A 22467-nucleotide genomic window follows, 5' to 3' on the forward strand; every position below is an offset into this window, starting at 1 on the left:
GAGCATCCGTGGCACAGCTAAACACCAAGCCCAAAGACGCCAAAGTCGACGCTATTAAGTCAGCACCGCATTCTATTGAAGCTGAGCAATCTGTATTAGGTGGCTTGATGCTGGACAATGAGGCCTGGGATAACGTGGCTGAACGGGTTATCGCAGACGACTTCTACCTGCGCTCGCACCGGATTATTTTTAGCTCGATGCAGGGACTGATTTCCCGCGAGAAACCAATTGATCTGGTGACCCTGTCCGAGCTGCTGGAGCAGACTGGTGAGCTGCAACAGGTGGGCGGTTTTCCGTACCTGCTCGAGATTCAGAAGAATACCCCCAGTTCAGCCAATATTCTTGCCTACGCGGACATTGTCCGTGAACGTGCGGTCGTGCGCGAAATGATCGGTGTGGCCAATGAAATTGCGGAATCAGGTTTTGACACTCAGGGCCGTAGCAGTAACGAACTGCTTGATATGGCAGAGTCGAAAGTCTTTAAAATTGCAGAGAAGCGCACCAACGCCAACGATGGCCCTAAAGGGATCGGCGATATTCTTAACCGGACGCTGGATCGCATCGAATTCTTAAGCACGCAAACCAATCACAATGGCGTCACCGGCGTCTCTACCGGTTACCACGACCTCGACCGTATGACCACGGGTCTGCAGCCCTCCGACCTGATTATTGTGGCGGCCAGGCCCTCAATGGGAAAAACGACTTTCGCTATGAACTTGGCGGAGCATGCGGCGCTGAACGAAGACAAACCGGTGGTAATATTCAGTCTGGAGATGCCAGCAGAGCAGATTATGATGCGGATGCTGGCGTCACTGAGTCGGGTTAACCAGACCAAGGTTCGGACCGGTAACCTGGATGATGATGACTGGGCGCGGATCAGCTCGACCATGGGCATGCTGAACGAAAAGAACAATATGTACATTGATGACGGCTCGGGTCTGACACCGACCGAGGTACGTTCCAGATCGCGGCGGATTGCCCGTGAGCACGGCGGGGTCAGTATGATCATGGTGGATTACCTGCAGTTGATGACAGTACCGGGAATGAGTGAAAACCGGACGCTGGAAATTGCGGAGATTTCACGCTCATTAAAAGCGCTGGCGAAAGAGCTGAAATGCCCGGTGGTAGCGCTTTCTCAGTTGAACCGGTCACTCGAGCAACGCTCGGATAAGCGTCCGGTTAACTCGGATTTGCGCGAATCAGGTTCGATCGAGCAGGATGCCGATGTGATCATGTTTATCTACCGCGACGAGGTATACCATCCGGACGGGGATAAGCAGGGACTGGCTGAGATTATTTTAGGTAAGCAGCGGAACGGACCGATCGGTTCAGTGGAGCTGAAGTTCCATGGTGCGTTGTCTCGTTTTGATAACTACGCCCGCGCGGATACAGAGGACGACTATTAATGCGCCCGGCCTGGGCCGCGATTGATTTAGCGGCATTACAGCATAATTTGGATGCGTTGCAGCAGCACGCTAAGGGCGCGCGCATACTGGCGATTCTCAAAGCCAATGCCTATGGGCATGGGTTAACCCGCATAGCCCAGCAACTTGATGGGGTTGATGCGATCGGGGTGGCGCGCCTGGATGAAGCTCTGGCTTTGCGCAATGCCGGTGTAGTGAAGCCGATTGTCCTGTTGGAAGGTTTTTTTGCTGCGGAGCAGTTGCCGATTCTGGCGGCCAGTGGTTTGCAGCCGGTGATCCACAGCGAGTATCAGTTGCTGCAACTGGAGCAGGCCGAAGGCCTGGTTAACCCACTTAAAGTCTGGCTGAAAGTGGACACAGGTATGCACCGGTTAGGCGTTGAACCGGAACAGGCGGTGGATTTTTACCGCCGACTGCAGGCCTGCCCGAATGTTCAGTCAGAACCGGTGCTGATGTCTCACTTCGCCAGTGCGGATCGCCCGCAAACGGTACAGAACGAAGAACAACGTCAGGCGTTTGCCTCGATTCAAGCGCAGTTGCAGGCGCCTGTATCGTTCTCTAATTCGGCAGCTTTGCTGGCCGCTGTAGCTGAGCATGATGATTGGGTACGCCCGGGCCTTGCCCTGTATGGCGTGTCCCCCTTTGCTGAGCAAACCGGGGCGATGCTTAACCTTAAGCCGGTGATGAAACTGCAGGCCAGCGTTATCTCGGTACGCAGTATAGAAGCGGGCGCAGGCGTAGGGTATGGCGCAGCCTGGCATGCGCCGAAGGCGACCCGGATTGCGGTGCTGGCAATCGGCTATGGCGATGGCTATCCGCGAACGGCACCGGACGGCACCCCGGTTTTTATTAACGGACGGCGTTACCCAATTGTCGGCCATGTGTCGATGGATATGCTGGCCGTTGAAGTGGGGCCTGACAGTGATGTTGAGGTGGGAGATACAGGCCAGTTATGGGGGCCTGATTTACCAGTAGAAGAAGTGGCACGTTATGTAGGTACCATTGCCTATGAACTTTTGTGCAATGTTGCCCACCGGGTGGTGCTTGATTACGACAGTGTCTAATGATTTTTTATGAGCATGAGAAAGGCCGCACATGTGCGGCCTTTCTTTTTTGTTTTGCAGCGTGGGTCGTGGTTTAGACCCGACTAACTGATTTTATCGAAGCAAATCTCGATGTGGGCTCTGCCTGCTTCATGCTCAAAGGGCATGATCAGTTTGGCGCCTTCCGACTTATGACGGATGGTGTGATCTGTACCTGTGACCACGACCGGTGAGGCCATTTCAAACTCGTAGCCTTTTTCACCCAGGGTGCGTTTTGCGCCACCAGTTACCATATTGGTAATTTCACCGACCATGTCGGTTACTTCTTCATTGATGCCGGACGGACGCTCACCAAGCATTTTATGCATGATCTCAATTGCCAGGTTTTCATCAAAGGAGATTGAAAATGAGCCTTTGGTTTGTGGGCCAACCATTCCGATAAGGCCTGACACGTCGCCCCGAGCCACATCGTCTTTCTTGATCTGCGGCTTTCCTGGCTTAAGTTCGATTTGTGCCATCATCGACAACACATTTTGTACTGCGGTCAAAAAAGGATTTATAAAATCAGCATTCATACCAAGTTTCCATTTACGACTAACTGCTCTTGTGTGCGCACTGGGCGCAAACTCCTAAAGCTTCGACGGTTTGCTGCTCCACAGCGAAACCTTCAGCTCGTGCCTGATCAATGAACTGTTCGTGCACTCCATCAGAATGAATCTCTTGTACGCTACCACAGACCCGACAGATCAACATCTGCACCGGATGCTGTTTTTCAAAGTGGGAGCAGAGAACATAACTATTCGACGATGAAATTTTATGCACAAACCCTTGCGACTGAAGAAAATCCAGCGCCCGGTATATGGTTGGTGGTTTAGCGTTTGGCACCACTTCTTTTAACTGTTCCAGCAGATCATAAGCGCCGATGGCACCTTCCTGCTGACTTAATAGTGCAAACACTTCGCGCCGGGCCGGGGTAAGGCGAACGCCCCGATGCACGCAAAGTGTTTCTGCACGAGAAAGTAATTGTTCAGTGTTATTATTGTTCATGGCGTTAGCTTAGCATGAGAATGTAGCCCAATGCATGCATTTTAAAGCTGTTGTATAATGTTGCGCTATTTTACCCGAATCCGAGGAAACTGATGTCACAAATTTTTGCGGTAGCCCCGATGATCGACTGGACTGACCGACATTGTCGCTACTTTCATCGTCAGCTTAGTACACGGGCAGTTCTCTATACTGAGATGGTGACGACCGGGGCGATTATTCACGGCAAAAATGACTTTCTGCTCTACAACGAGGATGAACATCCGCTTGTTTTGCAGCTCGGTGGCAGCAACCCTGCAGACCTGGCGGCCTGCACCCGGCTAGCGGTCGAACGCGGTTACGATGAGATTAATTTAAACGTCGGTTGTCCGTCGGACCGTGTCCAGAATGGGCGCTTTGGGGCCTGTTTAATGGCCGAGCCGGAGTTGGTTGGTGACTGTCTGAAAGCTATGCAGGACGCAGCGGGGACAGTGCCAGTCAGTATCAAAACCCGCCTTGGTATTGACGAACAGGATTCGTATTCGTTTCTGATGCGTTTACTGCAGGCGGTCGATAATGCGGGCGTGTCCCGCCTTACCCTGCATGCACGGAAAGCCTGGCTGAATGGCCTGAGCCCGAAAGAAAACCGCGACATTCCGCCCCTTGATTATGATCGTGTGCATCAGGTCAAACGCGATTTAGCTCATTTTGAGGTGCTGCTAAACGGTGGTTTGCAGAGTCTCGACGAGGCGCAGGCGCAACTGCAGTTTGTTGATGGCGTGATGTTAGGACGGGCAGTGTACCAAAACCCCTGGATGCTGGCAGCGGTGGATTCAGTTTTGTATGGGCAGCCGATCAAGTGGCAGGCTCCCGAAGAGGTGTTGCCGGTGATGGCCGACTACATTGAGCGTCACATTGCGGCCGGGGGGCGTTTCTGGCACGTCGCCAGGCACATGCTCGGCTTGTTTCAAAACCGTCCTGGTGCCCGTCAGTGGCGTCGTCATTTAAGTGAGAACGGCCCCCGGGCAGAATCTGCTGCACCTTTATATGAAGCTGCGGAAAAAGTACTTGGACAGGCAGTGGCGTAAAAAACTAAAGATTAGCGATTTTTTTAAGCGAATGGTAAAGCTGGCTAAGTCGAGTATTTGTATAATCTCTCGGATTTATATAAAAATATTAAATATCAGTAGCTTATAAGTTTTATAGAAGTTGGCACAAGGTTTGTAATCTCTTAAGTACGAAGTGAAGTAAAACTTCGCAACGAACGACTCATTACTTAAGAAGGAAACAAATCATGAACACTTTATTAATCACTGTCAGCTTATTTTCTTTACAGTCACCAGCACCAGTTGCAGACACCATGTCATTTAATCTGCACGAAGTGAAAGCGCAAATCCGTAGTTACCTGGTTGACGATGTTAACGCCGTAAGCTCGATGGTTAAGTTAGCGGTCAGTGAAGGTATTTCAGCCAGTACCCGCTTCTTCGACGAAGAGGACGCAGAGTCTCTGGATACTGAGCAAGCAGAGGTTCTAGCCGCTGCCGATTCCGAGAGCAACTAATGTGGGTGTGGCTGAGCATTGTATGGATATTGCTGCCAATACTAGCAATTACCTTAACCTGCTTGCTGACACTCCTGGTAAGCCGCTGGTCGCGACGGACTAATCGTCACCCGCGACGAGTATATGAGTCGTAACTCGTCGCGCTGTCCTTTCTCTGATAATCTGGTTACTCTTCTATTTACAATTTCCCTGATGAGGACCTTTGATGCGTTTATCTATCCTGAGCATAGCGCTGGCTAGCGTATGCACCATGGCTTCGGCTTCGGCAACCGAGATATTTGCCGGCGAACGGGCACAACAGATCGCCCAGGACACCCTGATTATCGATACTCACATTGACGTGCCATGGCGGCTGATGGATGACTGGGAAGATATGACCGGTGCCGCTGAACGTGGTGACTTTGATTATGAACGAGCTGTTGCAGGGGGACTGAACGCGCCCTTTATGGCGATTTACGTCCCAAGTACCTATGAAGACAACGGTGCCTATACACTCGCCAACCACCTAATCGACTTTGTCGAATCCATGGTCTACCGTGCACCGGACCAGTATGCAATTCCACACAGCGTGGATGAGCTTCTGGCGCAGGTGGAGCAGGGCCTGATTTCATTGCCGATGGGGATGGAAAATGGCGCACCTATAGAAGGTAAGCTCGAAAATCTGCAGCATTTTTATGACCGCGGGGTGCGATACATTACCCTGGCTCATTCTGAAGACAATCATATCAGTGATTCCTCGTACGATATCCGTCAGCGCTGGGGTGGCCTGAGCCCGTTTGGCAAAGAGCTGGTTGCTGAGATGAACCGGATCGGAATGATGGTGGATATCAGCCATGTCAGTGACAAAGCATTTTATGACGTCATGGAGATTACCCAGGTTCCGGTTATCGCTACCCATTCGTCAGCACGTTCTTATACGCCAGGCTGGCAACGAAATATGAGCGACGAGATGATCGAGACCCTGGCTGAGAACAATGGAGTGATCCAGGTGACCTTTGGTTCAACCTTTGTTACAGCCCAGGCGAACCAGTTCCGTGCCCGTATTCAACGTCTGACCGCAGCGATAAATGAAGAACACGGCGAAGGTACTCCTGAAGCCGAAGCCGCCATTGCTCGTATGGAGGAAGAGAACCAGTTCCCGTATGCAACCTACGATGACGTGCTTAACCACATTGACCATATTGTTGAATTAGTCGGAATTGACCATGTTGGCATTGGTTCAGACTTTGATGGCGTTGGAGATACCCTGCCTGAAGGTTTAAAAGACGTGAGTACTTTCCCGAACTTAATTCAAGGTTTGTTAGACCGCGGTTACAGTGAAGATGAGATAGATCAGATCCTGTACAAGAACACGGTTCGCGCATGGCGAGCAGTAGAGGCATACGCGGCCGAAAACAGCTAAGCAAAAGCCTAGCGACAGGCGTGATCAGCAGTTGACTTCACCTTTGGCTGCTGTATAATCTCGCGCCACGGTAGGTAGAGTTTTCTCTTCCTGCCGGCAACAATGCCCCCGATTGGGGGGCAAACGTGTAGTTAAAAAAACGTCCTCTGACGGCAGTAATGCCGGGCTAGAGGCGCGTTTTTTTATGCTCTTTTTTAAATGCTCTTTTTTATGAGGCTTTGATTATGTCTAGTCAAAGAATTCGAATTCGCTTGAAAGCGTTCGATCACCGTCTGATCGACCAGTCTACTGCGGAAATCGTTGATACTGCCAAACGTACCGGTGCCCAGGTTCGTGGTCCAATTCCACTGCCTACACGCAAGGAACGTTTCACTGTGTTGATTTCTCCTCACGTGAACAAAGATGCTCGTGATCAGTACGAAATCCGCACTCACAAGCGTCTTATCGACATCATTGAACCTACTGAAAAAACGGTAGATGCACTGATGCGTTTGGACTTAGCTTCTGGTGTTGATGTACAAATCAGCTTGGGCTAAGAGCACTAGGATTCTGGATAAGAGGTTTTAACAATGGCTATTGGTCTAGTCGGTCGTAAAGTCGGAATGACTCGCATCTTTCAAGAAGATGGCGCTTCTGTTCCTGTGACTGTGATCGAAGTGCAGGCAAACCGCGTGACTCAGGTTAAAGACCTGGACGTTGACGGTTACCGTGCGCTTCAAGTGACCACCGGCAGCAAAAAAGCTAACCGTGTCAACAAAGCTGCAGCGGGTCATTTCGCTAAAGCAAGCGTTGAAGCGGGTCGTGGTCTTTGGGAGTTCCGCCTTGGTGAAGGTGAGGGCGACGAGATCGCGGTTGGTGCTGAGCTGACAGTGGAAATTTTTAATGATACTAAAATGGTTGACGTAACCGGTACCTCTAAAGGTAAAGGTTTCGCCGGTACTGTTAAACGCTGGAACTTCAGCATGCAAGACGCGACGCATGGTAACTCATTGTCGCATCGTGCACCGGGTTCCATCGGGCAGAACCAGTCACCAGGTAAAGTATTCAAAGGTAAGAAAATGGCCGGCCAAATGGGTAACGTACGCGTCACTGTACAATCCCTGGAAGTCGTCCGTGTTGACGCTGAGCGCAACTTAATTTTGGTTAAGGGTGCTGTCCCTGGCGCGACTGGCGGTGACGTCATCGTTAAGCCTGCGGTCAAAGCGTAACGTCTGAGGAGATTAGTGATGGAATTAGCATTAAAAGACGCAAAAGGCGCTCTTGAAGTTTCCGAAGCTACCTTTGGACGTGAGTTTAACGAAGCGCTCGTGCATCAGGTTGTAGTTGCCTATGCTGCGGGTGCGCGTCAAGGTACGCGAGCTCAACTGACTCGCTCTGAAGTTTCAGGTGGCGGTAAAAAGCCATGGCGTCAAAAGGGTACGGGCCGCGCTCGCGCAGGTACTATCCGTAGCCCAATCTGGCGTTCTGGTGGTGTGACCTTTGCAGCTAAGCCGCAGGATCACAGCCAGAAAGTAAACAAAAAAATGTATCGCGGTGCGGTAAAAAGCATTTTATCTGAACTGGTTCGTCAAGACCGTTTGATCGTAGTTGAAAACTTCAGCGTTAGTGCGCCGAAGACTAAAGAACTTGCGGCCAAACTGAAAGAGCTGGACTTAAAAGATGTTCTTATCGTGACTAAAGAAGTAGATGAGAATCTGTTCCTGGCATCACGCAACCTGTACAAGGTTGACGTACGTGACGTACAGGGTATCGACCCGGTCAGCCTGATCGCATTCGATAAAGTTCTAATCACTGCTGACGCGGTCAAGCAGCTTGAGGAGGCCTTATCATGATTAGCGAAGAACGTATGTTGAAAGTGTTACTGGCTCCTCATATTTCTGAGAAAGCAACGATGAGTGCTGAGGCGAACAACACCTTGGTTTTCAAAGTAGCAAAAGACGCTACTAAGAAAGAAATCAAAGCTGCAGTTGAGAAATTGTTTGAAGTCGAAGTAACTGGCGTTCGCACTCTGAACGTGAAGGGTAAAGCCAAGCGCACTGGTGCGCGCATGGGCAAGCGTAGCGATTGGAAAAAAGCTTACGTAACCCTGACCGAAGGTGCCGACATCGACTTCGTCGGCGGCGCTGAATAAACAGGAGGATAGTGAAAATGGCTGTTGTTAAACAGAAGCCTACATCTCCGGGTCGTCGCCACGTCGTTAAAGTCGTTGGCCAGGACCTGTATAAAGGCAAGCCTTACGCCCCGTTGCTGGAAAAGAACAGCAAGTCTGGTGGTCGTAACAACAAAGGTCGTATCACAGTTCGTCATATCGGTGGTGGACATAAGCATCACTACCGCGTGATTGACTTTAAACGCAATAAAGACGGTATTCCTGCAAAGGTTGAACGGATTGAATATGATCCAAACCGCTCTGCAAACATTGCGTTGGTGCTGTATGCCGACGGTGAACGCCGTTACATCCTGGCACCAAAAGGCCTGAAAGCTGGCGCTAGCGTCGTTTCAGGTTCTGATGCACCGATTAAAGCAGGTAACACTCTGCCAATGCGCAATATTCCAGTAGGTAGTACTGTGCACGCGGTAGAAATGAAGCCTGGTAAAGGTGCTCAGTTAGCACGTTCGGCTGGTGCTTACGTTCAAATCCTGGCTCGTGAAGGCTTGTACGTAACTGTACGTCTGCGCTCTGGTGAAGTTCGTAAAATCTTATCAGATTGCCGTGCAACTATCGGTGAGATCGGTAACGCTGAGCACATGCTGAAGCAACTGGGTAAAGCTGGTGCTGCACGCTGGCGTGGTGTTCGTCCGACTGTTCGTGGTGTTGCCATGAACCCGGTTGATCACCCACACGGTGGTGGTGAAGGTCGTACTTCAGGTGGTCGTCACCCGGTATCTCCGTGGGGCATGCCAACTAAAGGCTTCAAGACCCGTAAGAATAAGCGTACTGACAAGTACATCGTGCGTCGTCGCACTAAATAAAGGCAAGAGGATTCATTAAATGCCACGTTCTCTTAAAAAAGGTCCATTTATTGACCTTCACCTATTGAAAAAGGTGGAGAAAGCGATGGAAAGCGGGGACAAGAAACCATTAAAAACTTGGTCTCGTCGTTCAATGATCATTCCAGATATGATTGGATTGACCATCGCTGTTCACAATGGCCGTCAACATGTTCCAGTATTCGTTACTGATGAAATGATTGGTCATAAACTAGGCGAATTTGCTCCGACTCGCACTTACCGCGGCCACGCTGCGGATAAGAAAGCGAAGAAACGTTAAGAGGTAAATACAATGGAAGCTATTGCTAAACATAAATTTGCCCGCGTTTCCCCTCAAAAGGGGCGTCTGGTTGCAGATCAAATTCGAGGCCAATCGGTTGCACAAGCGCTTGATATTTTGGGTTACAGCCCGAAGAAAGCGGCAGCTTTGGTTAAGAAAGTTTTAGAGTCTGCTATCGCCAACGCGGAGCATAATGAAGGTGCTGACATCGATGAGCTCAAAGTATCCTCCATCATGATTGATGAAGGTCCTACTATGAAGCGCATCAAGCCTCGTGCTAAAGGTCGTGCCGATCGTATCTTGAAGCGTACCAGCCACATTACTGTGGTTGTGTCAGATAGCTAGGAGATAAATTATGGGTCAAAAAGTACATCCTAATGGTATTCGCCTAGGTATCACCAAGCCATACAATGCTACCTGGTACGCGGATTCCAAGGATTTCGCCAACAACCTGCACAGTGATCACAAGGTGCGTGAGTTCTTGAAAACAGAACTTAAAAGCGCGTCTGTGAGCCGGATTGTTATTGAGCGCCCTGCAAAGAGTGTTCGCGTAACAATTCACACTGCTCGTCCAGGTGTTGTTATTGGTAAAAAAGGTGAAGATGTTGAGAAGCTGCGTCAGAAAGTTTCTAAACTGACTGGTGTTCCAGCGCAGATCAACATTTCAGAAGTTCGTAAGCCTGAGCTCGATGCACAGCTTATCGGTGAGAACATCGCTGGTCAGTTAGAGCGTCGCGTCATGTTCCGTCGCGCTATGAAGCGTGCGGTACAGAACGCAATGCGTCTGGGTGCTCAAGGTATCAAGGTTGAAGTTAGCGGTCGCTTAGGCGGCGCTGAGATTGCACGTACCGAATGGTATCGTGAAGGTCGTGTTCCACTGCATACTCTGCGTGCGGACATTGATTATGCAACCTCAGAAGCTCACACGACCTACGGTATCATCGGCGTGAAGGTTTGGGTATTCCGCGGCGAAGTCCTTGGTGGCATGCCGGTTCAGGAAGAGCAACAGCAACCTAAACCTGCTAAGCGCGGCAAAGGTCGTAAGTAAGGAGAACCGATATGTTACAACCTAAGCGTACGAAATTTCGCAAGGTTCATACAGGCCGTAACCGCGGTCTGGCGCAGACTGGTAACAAAGTTAGCTTCGGTACTTTCGGCCTGAAAGCGACAGAGCGTGGTCGTATGACTGCTCGTCAAATCGAAGCCGCACGTCGTGCGATGACTCGTCACGTCAAGCGTCAAGGTAAAATCTGGATCCGTGTATTTCCAGACAAGCCAATTACTCAAAAGCCGCTTGAAGTGCGTATGGGTAAAGGTAAAGGTAACGTTGAATACTGGGTTTGCCAAATCCAGCCAGGTCGTGTTTTATACGAAATGGACGGCGTTCCTGAAGAGTTGGCACGTGAAGCATTCAAATTAGCGGCTGCTAAACTGCCATTCAAAACCACTTTTGTTTCTCGGACGGTGATGTAATGAAAGCTAGCGAACTTAATGAAAAGAGCGTTGAACAGCTGAATGAAGAGCTGCTTGGCCTGCTTCGCGAGCAATTCAACTTGCGTATGCAAGCTGCCACCGGCCAGCTGAATCAAACTCATATGTTGAAGCAAGTGCGTCGTGATATCGCACGTGTGAAAACTGTTATCAACCAGAAGGCGGGTGCGTAATGACCGAAGCTAAAACTATCCGTACTCTGCAAGGTCGTGTAGTTAGCGACAAGATGGACAAGTCTATCGTTGTTGCTATCGAGCGCCGGGTTAAACACCCAATCTATGGCAAGTACATCACTCGTACTACCAAGATCAAAGCGCACGACGAGTCTAACCAATGTGGCCAGGGCGATCTCGTGACTATTCGCGAAACGCGTCCTATCTCGAAAGGGAAAAACTGGACACTGGTTGACGTTGTTGAGAAAGCGAACACCATTTAATTGTCTATTTTGCATAGATAGTTTTAAGGTTTAGAAAACGGCCCTTCGGGGCCGTTTTTTTATCCGTTTGATTTAACTCAGATTGTTAAGGAGTTAAAGGTAACTATACTTGGGCTACACAATAGCAAAACGGAGAGTAAGGATGCCTGCCAACACAGTGTTGAAAGTGATTCCAATAGCGATTGCCTGTGGTTTAGTGAGTACCTCGGTCACAGCGCAACAAAACCCTGAGTCCGATAGAGAAGAACAGCGGCTGCAGTCACTGGAACAGCGACTGAGTGAGCTGGAAGAGGAGCTCGCAGTAGCCAAGCGTGACTTACGCGAGACTCAGCGTGAAAATGAAGAGGTTGCCGAGACCGTCGCAGCGCAGGACGATGACAGTAGCGGTATTCAGTTCGGTGGCGCGGTGCGCTTCCAGTATGTGCTGGCTGATTACGATGAAGGTCAGAAAAATCGCGGCGGCGATATGCAGTTCGACTTGTTCCGGCTGAATTTTGATGGCGAAATGAACGGCGCTATTCTGTCTGCTGAGTATCGCTGGTTTGAATACATGGACGCGCTCCGTCATGCCTATTTTGGGTACAATTTCACGGATGAGTGGCAGGGCCAGGTTGGGGTGGTAATCCAGCCCTGGGGCGTAATGCCCTACAATTCCCATAGCTATTTCTTTAGTTCGAACTTTTATATTGGTTTTGAAGATAACCCCGGTACCGGGATAAAATTTACCAAGCGTAGCGATGACTGGGATCTCGATTTTGCCCTGATCCTCAATGACGACCTTGGTGGCAGCACGGGGGATGTGCGCAGCCGCGCAGACAGCTACAACTACAATGTCAGCGGAATTCGCCTGCCAGGTGAGGATATTTACGCCGAGCCTGAGCGTACCGCCAGCGAAAACAATACCTTTATTACCCGCATTGCCCGCAAGTTATCATTCGGTGAAGACGAGCTCGAAATTGGCGTCTCGGGTCAGTATGGTGATATCAATGATGGCCTTGATTCAGTCGGCAGTAAGCGGGCATTGGGACTGCACGCTGCCTACACCACCGGGCGCTGGGAGTTTCATGGCCAGTGGACACATTATGACTACGACCTTGATATAGAAAATGAAGGCGTAGTGGTGGGTGCCTACGCCTACTTTGATACCATTCCGACTCGCTCGAATCTTTACACCGCCAATGTTGCCTACAATTATCCGCTCGACTTCGGCCCGGTTGAGTCACTTCAGTTCTATAACAATACCAGCCTGATCACTGACAAAAGGGGCTATCAGGAGGATACTGTGATGAATGTAGCGGGGATGGCGGTTGCTGCCGGCGGCATCTATACCTACTTCGATTTAGTCAGCGCAAAAAATCAACCGTTTGCGAATGGTTCGATAGCGGGTGAAGACACTGGTTGGAATACTCGTTTTAACATCAATTTTGGCTACTACTTCTAATTTGTAGTACACTACGCGACAGGCAAGACTCCTTGCCTTGGACTGGGCCGCAACGGTTTGGCCCAGTTATTATTTTAATTCCCTTCAGCCCTATTCCCTGGCTTTTTTTTCTGTTACAATTCGCCGCCCTTTTAATATGGGGACGTCTTTATAATGCTCGTTAAAAAGCAGAGTAAAGATGTGGGAGAGGGTCCAATTTGGGCCTGTAATTTAACTCAAGCGGAGCACTGAGATGATCCAAATGCAAACTATGCTGGACGTTGCCGATAACTCCGGCGCGCGTAGCGTACAATGTATTAAGGTTCTAGGTGGTTCGCACCGCCGTTACGCTAACATTGGCGACATCATCAAAGTTACTGTCAAGGAAGCAATTCCTCGCGGTAAGGTGAAGAAAGGCGATGTAGTAAACGCGGTGGTCGTACGCACCCGGAAAGGCGTCCGTCGTCAAGACGGCTCTGTTATCCGTTTTGACCGCAACGCGGCTGTTTTGCTTAATGCAAATGAGCAGCCAATTGGTACTCGTATCTTTGGACCAGTGACTCGTGAACTACGCTCTGAGCAGTTCATGAAGATTGTTTCACTGGCGCCGGAAGTACTGTAAGGAGTAAACAATGGCGGCAAAAATTAAACGTGATGACGAAGTGGTAGTCCTGGCCGGTAAAGACAAAGGCAAGCGCGGTAAAGTGCTGTCTGTCTTAGCCGAGAAGGATCGTGTAATCGTTGAAGGTGTAAACCTGATCAAGAAACATCAGAAGCCAAATCCGGCTCTGAACCAGGCTGGTGGCATTATTGAAAAAGAAGCCTCCATTCATGTTTCTAACGTAGCGATTTTTAATCCAGCGACTGAAAAAGCAGATCGTGTTGGTTTCAAGATTGAAGACGGCAAAAAAGTCCGCACCTTCAAATCTAATAACGAAATCATTTAACTAAACATTGGAGTGTACGATGGCGAAACTGCATGAACATTATAGAGAGACTGTAGTTCCTGAGCTGATGAAACAGTTCGGCTACGACAGCGTCATGCAAGTCCCTCGGATTGAAAAAATCACCCTAAACATGGGTGTTGGTGAAGCATTAACCGACAAAAAGATTCTCGATAACGCAGTAGCAGACCTGGAGGCCATTGCTGGCCAGAAAGTAGTTCGCACTGTTGCTCGTAAATCTGTTGCTGGCTTCAAAGTCCGTGAAGGCTTTCCGATTGGCTGTAAAGTAACTCTACGTGGCGAGAGAATGTGGGATTTCCTGCAGCGTTTGATTTCAATCGCAATTCCTCGTATTCGTGACTTCCGTGGTCTGAACGCTAAGTCGTTCGATGGCCGTGGTAACTACAGCATGGGTGTCCGTGAACAAATTATCTTCCCTGAAGTTGACTACGACAAGGTCGACAAGGTTAGAGGTTTGGACATCACTATCACCACTAATGCTGGGAATGACGAAGTAGCACGCGCACTGCTTGCTGCATTTGGCTTCCCATTCAAGAGTAAGGTGTAGAGTTATGGCAAAAGTTTCAATGAAAATGCGGGAGCTCAAGCGTACTAAGCTTGTAGCGAAATACGCAGAGAAGCGCAGCGCACTGAAGGCAGTTATTTCTGATCCTTCATCATCAGACGAGCAACGTTGGGAAGCGGTTCTAGAGCTACAAAAGCTTCCTCGTGATTCCAGTCGAGCACGTCAGCGTAACCGCTGTAATGTGACTGGTCGTCCTCATGGTTTCCTTCGTAAATTCGGCATGAGCCGGATCAAGGTACGTGAGAAAGCAATGCGCGGTGAAATCCCTGGCTTGAAAAAAGCTAGCTGGTAAGCCACGAATCACGGGAGATAGCAAATATGAGCATGCAAGATCCAATTGCGGATATGTTCACTCGCATTCGCAACGCGCAAGGTGCGAACAAGGTCGCCGTGACCATGCCAGCTTCTAAGCAAAAACAGGCGATTGCCAAAGTATTGCAAGAAGAAGGCTACATCACTGGCTTCGACGTAGCAGAAGGCGCTAAGCCTGAGCTGACTATTGAATTGAAGTATTTCGAAGGCAAACCTGTCATCGAGTCAATTCAACGTGTTAGCCGTCCTGGTCTGCGTATCTATAAAAAGCGCAACGATTTACCATCAGTTATGGGTGGTTTAGGCGTTGCTGTGGTTTCAACTTCTAAAGGCTTAATGACCGATCGCGCCGCCCGTAAATCGGGTCTTGGTGGCGAAATCATCGGTTATGTAGCGTAACGGGGAGGTAGGATATGTCACGCGTTGCTAAAGCACCTGTCGCTATTCCTGCTGGCGTAGAAGTTACGTTACAGGGCCAGGAAGTAACCATTAAAGGTGCTAAAGGGTCATTGACCCGCGTTGTTAACGACGCTGTTGAAGTAACCAGTGCTGACCAGCAGCTGACTTTCGCTCCACGCGAAGGTTTTGCAAATGGTTGGGCACAAGCTGGTACCGCTCGTGCAGTGTTGAACAACATGGTGCAAGGTGTCGCCCAAGGGTATGAGCGTAAGCTTTTACTGCAAGGTGTCGGTTACCGCGCACAAGCACAGGGTAAGAAATTAAACCTAAATTTAGGCTTCTCACATCCGGTCGAGTACGAAGTTCCAGAGGGTATTACTGTGGAATGTCCGACTCAGACTGAGATCGTAGTGAAAGGCGCAGACAAGCAGTTAGTTGGCCAGGTTGCCGCTAACATTCGCGCATATCGGAAACCAGAGCCTTATAAAGGCAAAGGTGTACGTTATGCCGATGAGCATGTGCGTCGTAAAGAAGCCAAGAAAAAGTAGGGTAGGACGATGGACAAGAGAACAGCTCGCTTACGTCGCGCCACTCGCGCTCGTAAAAAGATTCAAGAGTTGGGTGCAATGCGCCTTGTGGTTCACCGTACCCCACGGCACATTTACGCACAGCTGATTGCACCAAATGGTTCTGAAGTACTTGCGGCCGCTTCAACGGTTGAAAAAGCTATCGCCGAAGGCGTTGGCAAAACCGGTAATGTTGAAGCAGCTAAAGCAGTGGGTAAAGCCATTGCTGAGCGGGCAAAAGAAAAAGGCGTTGAGTCTGTATCTTTTGACCGTAGCGGGTTCAAGTACCACGGTCGCGTTGCTGCACTGGCAGATGCTGCCCGTGAAGCAGGACTTCAGTTCTAGGAGACGAACATGGCAAATGTAGAAGCTCAAAACGGTGAGTTCATGGAAAAGTTGATCACAGTTAACCGCGTATCAAAAGTGGTTAAAGGTGGTCGCATTTTCAGTTTCACCGCATTAACTGTGGTCGGAGATGGTCAGGGTAAAGTAGGTTTCGGTTACGGTAAGGCACGTGAAGTTCCTGCCGCTATCCAGAAAGCTATGGAAAAAGCACGTCGCAACATGGTGACTGTGCAGCTGAATGGGGACACCCTTCAGCATCCTGTTAAAGGCCGTCACTCTGGTTCGCAGGTATTTATGAAGCCTGCCTCCGAAGGTACTGGTATCATCGCCGGTGGTGCGATGCGTGCAGTACTCGAAGTGGCTGGTGTTCACAACGTATTGTCTAAGGCATACGGCTCAACCAACCCGATCAACGTAGTCCGCGCTACGATCAAAGCCCTGGAAGCTATGAATTCTCCAGAGCAGATTGCTGCGAAACGTGGACTGCCTGTTGGTTCAATTGTGGGGTAAGTGAACAATGGCTAAAAAGACAGTTAAAGTAACCCAAACTAAAAGTGCAATTGGGCGTTTGCCTAAGCACAAAGCGACTCTTCGCGGTTTAGGTTTACGTCGCATTAATCACACTGTTGAGCTGGAAGATACAGTTTCAGTTCGCGGTATGATTAACCAGGTAAATTACATGGTTAAGGTGGAGGGTTAAGATATGTTGTTGAATTCATTGACTCCTGCACCAGGCGCGAAAACCTCTAAGAAGCGTGTAGGTCGCGGTATTGGTTCTGGCCTGGGTAAAACTGGTGGTCGTGGTCACAAGGGACAGAAGTCTCGCTCAGGTGGCAGCGTGAAACCAGGTTTTGAAGGCGGCCAAATGCCAATTCAACGTCGTCTGCCTAAGTTCGGTTTTACCTCGCGTAAAGCGATGGTAACTGCTGAAGTAACTCTGGCAGAGTTGGCGAAAGTGAACGGTGATACTGCTTCTGTAGCAACGTTGAAAGAACTAGGTTTAATCAAAAAGAACATTCAGTTCGTGAAAGTGGTTAAGTCTGGCGAAATCAATCGTGCTATCACTGTTCAGGGTGTAAAGGTAACTAAAGGCGCGCGCGAAGCTATCGAAGCGGCCGGCGGTAAAATCGAAGGATAAGAGATAAATGGCTAAACCAGGATTGGAGAACTCCAGCGCAAAGGGCGGCTTGTCTGAGCTCAAATCGCGTTTGCTATTCGTGCTCGGTGCGATCATCGTGTTCCGTGCTGGCTCTTTTGTGCCTATTCCTGGTATAGATGCCGCCGTTCTGGCTGAACTCTTTTCCCAGCAACAGGACACCATCGTGGCCATGTTTAACATGTTCTCTGGTGGTGCTCTGGAGCGAGCTTCCATACTCGCGTTGGGAATTATGCCGTACATTTCGGCCTCGATTATTATGCAGCTGTTAACTGTGGTTCATCCAAAGTTGGCAGAGCTTAAGAAAGAGGGCGAAGCTGGACGACGTAAGATCAGTCAGTATACGCGTTGGGGTACGTTAGTACTTGCTACGTTCCAGTCAATTGGTATCGCGACCGGTTTACCAAACCTGATGCCAGGTTTGGTTATTGATCCGGGTTTTGCGTTTTACTTTACTGCGGTTGTTTCTCTGGTTACTGGTACCATGTTCTTAATGTGGTTAGGTGAACAGATTACCGAGCGTGGGATTGGAAACGGTATCTCAATTATCATCTTTGCCGGGATTGTCGCTGGCCTGCCGTCTGCTATCGGTCAAACGATTGAGCAGGCACGTCAAGGCGATTTGAATGTCTTACTGCTGTTTTTAATTGCCGTAATTATTCTGGCCATCACTTATTTTGTAGTATTTGTTGAGCGCGGACAGCGTCGCATTGTGGTAAACTATGCGAAACGCCAGCAAGGCCGTAAGGTTTTTGCCGCACAAAGCTCGCATCTGCCGCTTAAAGTGAATATGGCTGGTGTAATTCCGCCAATTTTTGCATCGAGTATTATTCTGTTTCCAGGTACAATAGCGACCTGGTTTGGACAGGGTGACACTGGTATTGCGAATATTCTTCAGGAAGTAGCGTTAACGCTATCACCTGGACAACCGCTTTACGTGATGCTGTATGCAGCCGCGATCATCTTTTTCTGTTTCTTCTATACTGCGTTGGTATTTAACCCTCGCGATACAGCAGATAACCTGAAGAAGTCTGGTGCGTTCATTCCGGGTATTCGCCCAGGTGAGCAAACCTCGCGTTATATCGATAAAGTAATGACTCGTCTGACACTCGCAGGTGCGTTGTACATTACCTTTATTTGTTTGGTTCCTGAATTCATGATGATTGCGTGGAACGTTCAGTTCTACTTCGGCGGTACATCTTTGCTGATTATCGTCATCGTGATCATGGATTTCATGGCACAGGTACAAACTCACATGATGTCTCATCAATATGAGTCTGTGCTGAAGAAAGCGAATCTTAAAGGCTACGGCCGATAAGTTCGCGCGTTACGGAGAGTAGCAATGAAAGTTCGTGCTTCCGTTAAGAAGATCTGCCGTAACTGTAAGGTTATCCGTCGCAACGGTGTTGTACGTGTAATCTGCAGTGACCCTAAGCATAAGCAACGGCAGGGTTAAGTAAGTGAATCGGTCCAGTGCCTAATGGCACTGGGCTCGGTTTTTATTTGCATTGAGTCAATCGGTTGAGTATCCTAACGGGCTTTTTACCCGATGACCCTTTAACTATAGGAGATGTGTTAGTGGCCCGTATCGCTGGCATTAACGTCCCTGACAATAAGCATGCAGTCATTGCATTGACTTCGATTTATGGTGTAGGCCGTACTCGTTCGAAGGCAATCCTTGCAACGACTGGTATCGCAGAAACCACTAAAATTGGTTCTTTGTCAGAAGAACAACTGGATCAACTTCGTGAAGCTGTTGCCGTCTACTCTGTAGAAGGCGATTTACGTCGTGAAGTTTCTATGAATATCAAGCGTTTGATGGACCTCGGTTGTTACCGTGGCCTTCGTCATCGTCGTAGCTTACCTCTTCGTGGACAGCGTACTAAAACAAACGCTCGTACTCGTAAAGGTCCGCGTAAACCAATCCGTAAATAAGGGGGAATTGAGCAATGGCTAAGCAACCTACTCGTTCTCGGAAACGCGTTAAAAAGCAAGTCGCCGATGGCATGGCTCATATCCATGCTTCTTTCAATAACACCATTATCACTATTACCGATCGTCAGGGCAACGCTCTGTCGTGGGCAACCTCAGGCGGCTCAGGCTTCCGTGGTTCGCGTAAATCTACACCGTTTGCTGCCCAGGTAGCTGCGGAACGTGCTGGTGAAATGGCGAAGGAATACGGCGTTAAGAATTTAGAAGTGTTTGTGAAGGGCCCAGGTCCAGGTCGTGAATCATCGATTCGTGCTCTGAACGCTGTTGGTTATAAAATCACTAACATTACTGACGTGACACCGATTCCTCACAACGGTTGTCGTCCGCCTAAGAAACGTCGCGTTTAATTGGCGTGAAACGATAGTTGGAGAAAGAAGATGGCTAGATATTTGGGTCCAAAACTCAAACTGAGTCGTCGCGAAGGAACCGATTTGTTCCTGAAAAGCGGCGTTCGCGCAATTGACACCAAGTGTAAGTTAGAAACTGCACCTGGTCAGCACGGTGCCCGTCGCGGTCGCCTGTCTGACTACGGCGTTCAGTTACGCGAAAAGCAAAAAGTACGTCGTATGTTCGGCGTGTTAGAAAAGCAGTTCCGTAATTACTACAAGGAAGCTGCACGTATCAAAGGCAATACAGGTGAGAACCTACTGCAATTGCTTGAGCAGCGTCTTGACAATGTTGTGTACCGTATGGGCTTTGCAACAACTCGTGCGGAAGCGCGTCAGTTGGTCAGCCATAAAGCTGTAGTCGTTAACGGTCAAGTGGTCAACATTCCTTCATTTAACGTGAAGCCAGAAGATGTTGTCAGCATTCGTGAGAAAGCTAAAAAGCAGGCACGAATTGCAGCGGCCCTTGAGTTGGCAGAGCAACGTGAAAAGCCAACTTGGGTTGAAGTAGATAATAAAGCAATGGAAGGGACTTTTAAGCGTCTTCCAGAGCGTACAGATTTATCTGCTGAAATTAACGAACAGTTGATCGTAGAGCTTTACTCTAAGTAAGGCTTAAGCATAAAGAGAGGACACAATGCAGGGTTCTGTAACCGAATTTTTAAAACCAAGGTTAGTAGATATTGAACAAGTCGGCGCCAACCATGCCAAGGTAACCCTTGAGCCGTTGGAGCGCGGATTTGGTCACACGCTAGGAAATGCGCTGCGTCGTATTTTGCTCTCTTCGATGCCCGGTTGTGCGGTCACGGAAGTTGAGATTGACGGCGTGCAGCATGAATACAGCACGAAAGAGGGTATTCAGGAAGACATTATTGAAATCCTGCTTAACCTTAAAGGCCTTGCCGTTAAAATGGACGGCAAAAACGAGGCTACGTTGACCTTGACTAAATCCGGCGCAGGTCCTGTACTTGCAGGCGACATCACCACTGACGGTGACGTTGAAGTCTGTAATCCACAGCACGTTATCTGTACTTTGACTGGCGACACTGAAGTGTCAATGCGAATCAAGGTAGAGAAAGGTCGTGGTTATGTGCCTGCGAATACTCGTTATAATGACGAGGATGAAGATCGTCCAATCGGCCGCTTGCTGGTTGATGCTTCTTTCAGCCCTGTTGAGCGTATCGCATATACAGTGGATTCAGCGCGTGTTGAACAGCGCACTGACCTGGACAAGCTTGTGATCGATATGGAGACCAATGGTACTCTAGATCCAGAAGAAGCTATCCGTCGTGCTGCGACTATCCTGGCTGAACAGTTGGAAGCTTTTGTCGAACTACGCGACATGAGTGAACCAGAAGAGAAAGAAGAGAAACCAGAATTCGATCCAATCTTGCTGCGTCCAGTCGATGACTTGGAACTGACAGTTCGTTCAGCGAACTGCCTGAAAGCAGAAGCGATTCAATACATTGGTGACCTCGTACAACGTACCGAAGTGGAGCTGTTAAAAACTCCTAACTTAGGTAAGAAATCGTTAACTGAAATCAAAGACGTTTTGGCGTCGCGTGGTCTGTCTCTGGGTATGCGCCTGGAAAACTGGCCGCCGGCTAGCCTGATCGACAACGATTAATCGTTCGTACCAGGTATAACCTTGGTATAGAGTTTTATTTAGAAGGGTATAGGTTATGCGCCATCGTAAGAGTGGTCGTCAACTCAACCGTAACAGCAGTCATCGTCAAGCGATGTTCCGCAATATGGCTAGTTCGTTAGTGCGCCACGAAGTTATTAAAACTACGTTGCCAAAAGCTAAAGAATTACGCCGCGTTATCGAGCCTTTGATCACATTGGCAAAAGAAGACAGCGTTGCAAATCGCCGTCTGGCTTTCGCACGTACACGTGATAAAGAAGTAGTAGGTAAGCTGTTCAACGATTTAGGTCCACGCTATTCAGAGCGTCCAGGTGGATACACACGTATTATGAAGTGTGGTTTCCGTACTGGTGACACAGCGCCTATGGCGTACGTCGAGTTAGTTGACCGTCCAGAAGTTGAAGAAGAAGCTGTTGTAGAAGCAGCTGAAGAATAAGGTTTAGGCTTTATTCATAAAAAACGGGGTCCTTGTGACCCCGTTTTTTTATGTCTATGGTTTTAGTTCTGAATAGGTAATTGTGGATAGAGCTAATGAAAGTGCGCTGGAGCATCCTTGCAGCGCGCAACATCCATGTTTTATTAATGTTACATGTATACTTGCTCTTAGCCAGACTTATTTGCTCATTTTTTAAACGATTAGCCAATGTCGTACAAAATGAGTTTAATTATTGGTCGTTTTGGGTGAATTTTATTCGTTCGATCCTGTTTATTGGAAAAAGATCCAAAAAGGGGTTGCGCGCAGCGAGAAGATCTCTATAATTCGCCTCCGTTGTCAGGGCACATTGAGCGCACAGACAACCCTTGAAGCTCCTGAGTTCATTATGAATTAGTCGAGCACAAGGGCTGAAGAAAAAGTTCAAAATTCTTAATGAATGGGGCTTGACTTCAGTAACCGGAAGCGTAGAATGCGCATCCCTGCTACGGCAAAAGTCGTACGCAACGTTCTTTAACAATCTATCAAAGCCAAGCAATCTGTGTGGGCACTTACATTGATTGAGCAACTTAAAAAGCTACTTCGGTAGCAGATCTCAACCACAGGCTTGTCCTGCAGGTAGGGTCAAAATT

36 protein-coding genes are annotated in these 22467 nt (G+C 49.0%); 34 read left to right on the forward strand and 2 right to left on the reverse strand.

From position 1 onward, the window contains the following. Nucleotides 1-8: 8 nt before the first annotated feature. Nucleotides 9-1406: a replicative DNA helicase gene (gene dnaB, locus CWE12_RS08930; protein ID WP_126789346.1), complete on the forward strand. Its 1398-nt coding sequence runs from the start codon at nucleotides 9-11 to the stop codon at nucleotides 1404-1406. Beyond that, a complete protein-coding gene (gene alr / locus CWE12_RS08935) occupies nucleotides 1406-2488 on the forward strand; it encodes an alanine racemase (RefSeq protein WP_126789347.1) in 1083 nt (360 codons plus the stop codon). The genes dnaB and alr overlap by 1 nt, the downstream gene beginning before the upstream one ends. 83 nt (nucleotides 2489-2571) lie before the next feature. On the opposite strand, the gene CWE12_RS08940 is transcribed toward alr, so the two are convergent. Then, nucleotides 2572-3042, reverse strand: a complete 471-nt coding sequence (locus CWE12_RS08940; protein WP_126789348.1) for a chemotaxis protein CheX — start codon at nucleotides 3040-3042, stop codon at nucleotides 2572-2574. Between the two features lie 19 nt (nucleotides 3043-3061). Then, on the reverse strand, nucleotides 3062-3514 hold the full coding sequence (gene zur, locus CWE12_RS08945; RefSeq protein ID WP_126789349.1) for a zinc uptake transcriptional repressor Zur: 453 nt from the start codon (nucleotides 3512-3514) through the stop codon (nucleotides 3062-3064). Between the two features lie 92 nt (nucleotides 3515-3606). On the opposite strand from zur, the gene dusA reads away from it, so the two are divergent. The 32 genes from dusA (at nucleotide 3607) to rplQ (ending at nucleotide 21838) form a co-directional block, all read left to right on the forward strand. Beyond that, nucleotides 3607-4578: a tRNA dihydrouridine(20/20a) synthase DusA gene (gene dusA / locus CWE12_RS08950; RefSeq protein WP_126789350.1), complete on the forward strand. Its 972-nt coding sequence runs from the start codon at nucleotides 3607-3609 to the stop codon at nucleotides 4576-4578. 206 nt (nucleotides 4579-4784) lie between these two features. After that, nucleotides 4785-5051 carry a hypothetical protein gene (locus CWE12_RS08955; RefSeq protein ID WP_126789351.1) on the forward strand — a complete coding sequence of 89 codons (267 nt, stop codon included), beginning with the start codon at nucleotides 4785-4787 and terminating at the stop codon, nucleotides 5049-5051. Nucleotides 5052-5256: 205 nt separating this feature from the next. Continuing rightward, nucleotides 5257-6453: a dipeptidase gene (locus CWE12_RS08960; RefSeq protein WP_126789352.1), complete on the forward strand. Its 1197-nt coding sequence runs from the start codon at nucleotides 5257-5259 to the stop codon at nucleotides 6451-6453. Nucleotides 6454-6677: 224 nt separating this feature from the next. Next, a complete protein-coding gene (gene rpsJ, locus CWE12_RS08965) occupies nucleotides 6678-6989 on the forward strand; it encodes a 30S ribosomal protein S10 (RefSeq protein WP_126789353.1) in 312 nt (103 codons plus the stop codon). A gap of 33 nt (nucleotides 6990-7022) precedes the next feature. Then, the gene (rplC, locus tag CWE12_RS08970) at nucleotides 7023-7661 is read left to right on the forward strand and encodes a 50S ribosomal protein L3 (protein WP_126789354.1); all 639 of its coding nucleotides are present in this window, start codon (nucleotides 7023-7025) and stop codon (nucleotides 7659-7661) included. An 18-nt stretch (nucleotides 7662-7679) separates the two neighbouring features. Continuing rightward, a complete protein-coding gene (gene rplD / locus CWE12_RS08975; RefSeq protein ID WP_126789355.1) occupies nucleotides 7680-8285 on the forward strand; it encodes a 50S ribosomal protein L4 in 606 nt (201 codons plus the stop codon). Further along, the gene (gene rplW / locus CWE12_RS08980) at nucleotides 8282-8584 is read left to right on the forward strand and encodes a 50S ribosomal protein L23 (RefSeq protein WP_126789356.1); all 303 of its coding nucleotides are present in this window, start codon (nucleotides 8282-8284) and stop codon (nucleotides 8582-8584) included. The genes rplD and rplW overlap by 4 nt, the downstream gene beginning before the upstream one ends. 17 nt (nucleotides 8585-8601) lie before the next feature. Beyond that, nucleotides 8602-9426 (forward strand): 50S ribosomal protein L2, encoded by an 825-nt coding sequence (gene rplB / locus CWE12_RS08985; protein WP_126789357.1) that lies wholly within the window; start codon nucleotides 8602-8604, stop codon nucleotides 9424-9426. Nucleotides 9427-9445: 19 nt separating this feature from the next. After that, nucleotides 9446-9724 (forward strand): 30S ribosomal protein S19, encoded by a 279-nt coding sequence (gene rpsS / locus CWE12_RS08990; protein ID WP_126789358.1) that lies wholly within the window; start codon nucleotides 9446-9448, stop codon nucleotides 9722-9724. Nucleotides 9725-9736: 12 nt separating this feature from the next. Further along, entirely contained in the window at nucleotides 9737-10069 is a 333-nt protein-coding gene (gene rplV / locus CWE12_RS08995; RefSeq protein WP_126789359.1) for a 50S ribosomal protein L22, read from the forward strand. Between the two features lie 10 nt (nucleotides 10070-10079). Then, nucleotides 10080-10772 (forward strand): 30S ribosomal protein S3, encoded by a 693-nt coding sequence (gene rpsC / locus CWE12_RS09000; protein WP_126789360.1) that lies wholly within the window; start codon nucleotides 10080-10082, stop codon nucleotides 10770-10772. 11 nt (nucleotides 10773-10783) lie between these two features. Continuing rightward, nucleotides 10784-11197, forward strand: coding sequence for a 50S ribosomal protein L16 (rplP, locus tag CWE12_RS09005; protein ID WP_126789361.1), 414 nt, complete (start codon nucleotides 10784-10786; stop codon nucleotides 11195-11197). Further along, nucleotides 11197-11388: a 50S ribosomal protein L29 gene (gene rpmC / locus CWE12_RS09010; RefSeq protein ID WP_111570013.1), complete on the forward strand. Its 192-nt coding sequence runs from the start codon at nucleotides 11197-11199 to the stop codon at nucleotides 11386-11388. The genes rplP and rpmC overlap by 1 nt, the downstream gene beginning before the upstream one ends. Next, complete coding sequence (gene rpsQ, locus CWE12_RS09015; protein ID WP_126789362.1) at nucleotides 11388-11651, forward strand: 30S ribosomal protein S17; 264 nt, start codon at nucleotides 11388-11390, stop codon at nucleotides 11649-11651. Before rpmC ends, rpsQ begins: the two co-directional genes overlap by 1 nt. A 142-nt stretch (nucleotides 11652-11793) precedes the next feature. Further along, nucleotides 11794-13092: a carbohydrate porin gene (locus tag CWE12_RS09020; protein ID WP_126789363.1), complete on the forward strand. Its 1299-nt coding sequence runs from the start codon at nucleotides 11794-11796 to the stop codon at nucleotides 13090-13092. Nucleotides 13093-13324: 232 nt separating this feature from the next. Next, nucleotides 13325-13693: a 50S ribosomal protein L14 gene (rplN, locus tag CWE12_RS09025; RefSeq protein WP_126789364.1), complete on the forward strand. Its 369-nt coding sequence runs from the start codon at nucleotides 13325-13327 to the stop codon at nucleotides 13691-13693. A 10-nt stretch (nucleotides 13694-13703) separates the two neighbouring features. Next, nucleotides 13704-14018 carry a 50S ribosomal protein L24 gene (gene rplX, locus CWE12_RS09030; protein WP_126789365.1) on the forward strand — a complete coding sequence of 105 codons (315 nt, stop codon included), beginning with the start codon at nucleotides 13704-13706 and terminating at the stop codon, nucleotides 14016-14018. 19 nt (nucleotides 14019-14037) lie between these two features. Next, entirely contained in the window at nucleotides 14038-14583 is a 546-nt protein-coding gene (gene rplE, locus CWE12_RS09035) for a 50S ribosomal protein L5 (RefSeq protein WP_126789366.1), read from the forward strand. Between the two features lie 4 nt (nucleotides 14584-14587). After that, on the forward strand, nucleotides 14588-14893 hold the full coding sequence (rpsN, locus tag CWE12_RS09040) for a 30S ribosomal protein S14 (RefSeq protein ID WP_126789367.1): 306 nt from the start codon (nucleotides 14588-14590) through the stop codon (nucleotides 14891-14893). A 26-nt stretch (nucleotides 14894-14919) separates the two neighbouring features. Beyond that, nucleotides 14920-15312: a 30S ribosomal protein S8 gene (gene rpsH, locus CWE12_RS09045; RefSeq protein WP_126789368.1), complete on the forward strand. Its 393-nt coding sequence runs from the start codon at nucleotides 14920-14922 to the stop codon at nucleotides 15310-15312. A gap of 14 nt (nucleotides 15313-15326) precedes the next feature. Next, nucleotides 15327-15860: a 50S ribosomal protein L6 gene (gene rplF / locus CWE12_RS09050; protein WP_126789369.1), complete on the forward strand. Its 534-nt coding sequence runs from the start codon at nucleotides 15327-15329 to the stop codon at nucleotides 15858-15860. Between the two features lie 9 nt (nucleotides 15861-15869). Further along, on the forward strand, nucleotides 15870-16223 hold the full coding sequence (gene rplR, locus CWE12_RS09055) for a 50S ribosomal protein L18 (protein ID WP_126789370.1): 354 nt from the start codon (nucleotides 15870-15872) through the stop codon (nucleotides 16221-16223). Nucleotides 16224-16232: 9 nt separating this feature from the next. Next, nucleotides 16233-16733: a 30S ribosomal protein S5 gene (gene rpsE / locus CWE12_RS09060; protein ID WP_126789371.1), complete on the forward strand. Its 501-nt coding sequence runs from the start codon at nucleotides 16233-16235 to the stop codon at nucleotides 16731-16733. A 7-nt stretch (nucleotides 16734-16740) separates the two neighbouring features. After that, the gene (gene rpmD / locus CWE12_RS09065; RefSeq protein ID WP_126789372.1) at nucleotides 16741-16923 is read left to right on the forward strand and encodes a 50S ribosomal protein L30; all 183 of its coding nucleotides are present in this window, start codon (nucleotides 16741-16743) and stop codon (nucleotides 16921-16923) included. A 3-nt stretch (nucleotides 16924-16926) separates the two neighbouring features. Beyond that, entirely contained in the window at nucleotides 16927-17361 is a 435-nt protein-coding gene (gene rplO, locus CWE12_RS09070; RefSeq protein WP_126789373.1) for a 50S ribosomal protein L15, read from the forward strand. A 7-nt stretch (nucleotides 17362-17368) separates the two neighbouring features. Beyond that, nucleotides 17369-18697, forward strand: coding sequence for a preprotein translocase subunit SecY (gene secY / locus CWE12_RS09075; protein WP_126789374.1), 1329 nt, complete (start codon nucleotides 17369-17371; stop codon nucleotides 18695-18697). 24 nt (nucleotides 18698-18721) lie between these two features. After that, complete coding sequence (gene rpmJ / locus CWE12_RS09080) at nucleotides 18722-18835, forward strand: 50S ribosomal protein L36 (RefSeq protein ID WP_111570027.1); 114 nt, start codon at nucleotides 18722-18724, stop codon at nucleotides 18833-18835. Nucleotides 18836-18957: 122 nt separating this feature from the next. Beyond that, on the forward strand, nucleotides 18958-19314 hold the full coding sequence (gene rpsM / locus CWE12_RS09085; RefSeq protein WP_126789375.1) for a 30S ribosomal protein S13: 357 nt from the start codon (nucleotides 18958-18960) through the stop codon (nucleotides 19312-19314). Between the two features lie 14 nt (nucleotides 19315-19328). Further along, a complete protein-coding gene (rpsK, locus tag CWE12_RS09090; protein ID WP_126789376.1) occupies nucleotides 19329-19718 on the forward strand; it encodes a 30S ribosomal protein S11 in 390 nt (129 codons plus the stop codon). A gap of 30 nt (nucleotides 19719-19748) precedes the next feature. Continuing rightward, complete coding sequence (gene rpsD, locus CWE12_RS09095) at nucleotides 19749-20369, forward strand: 30S ribosomal protein S4 (RefSeq protein WP_126789377.1); 621 nt, start codon at nucleotides 19749-19751, stop codon at nucleotides 20367-20369. Nucleotides 20370-20394: 25 nt separating this feature from the next. Beyond that, nucleotides 20395-21384: a DNA-directed RNA polymerase subunit alpha gene (locus CWE12_RS09100; RefSeq protein WP_126789378.1), complete on the forward strand. Its 990-nt coding sequence runs from the start codon at nucleotides 20395-20397 to the stop codon at nucleotides 21382-21384. A gap of 55 nt (nucleotides 21385-21439) precedes the next feature. Further along, a complete protein-coding gene (gene rplQ / locus CWE12_RS09105) occupies nucleotides 21440-21838 on the forward strand; it encodes a 50S ribosomal protein L17 (RefSeq protein ID WP_126789379.1) in 399 nt (132 codons plus the stop codon). Nucleotides 21839-22467: the final 629 nt, after the last annotated feature.

The organism is Aliidiomarina sedimenti (genome assembly GCF_003986955.1).
GTDB classification, from domain to species: Bacteria; Pseudomonadota; Gammaproteobacteria; order Enterobacterales; family Alteromonadaceae; genus Aliidiomarina; species Aliidiomarina sedimenti.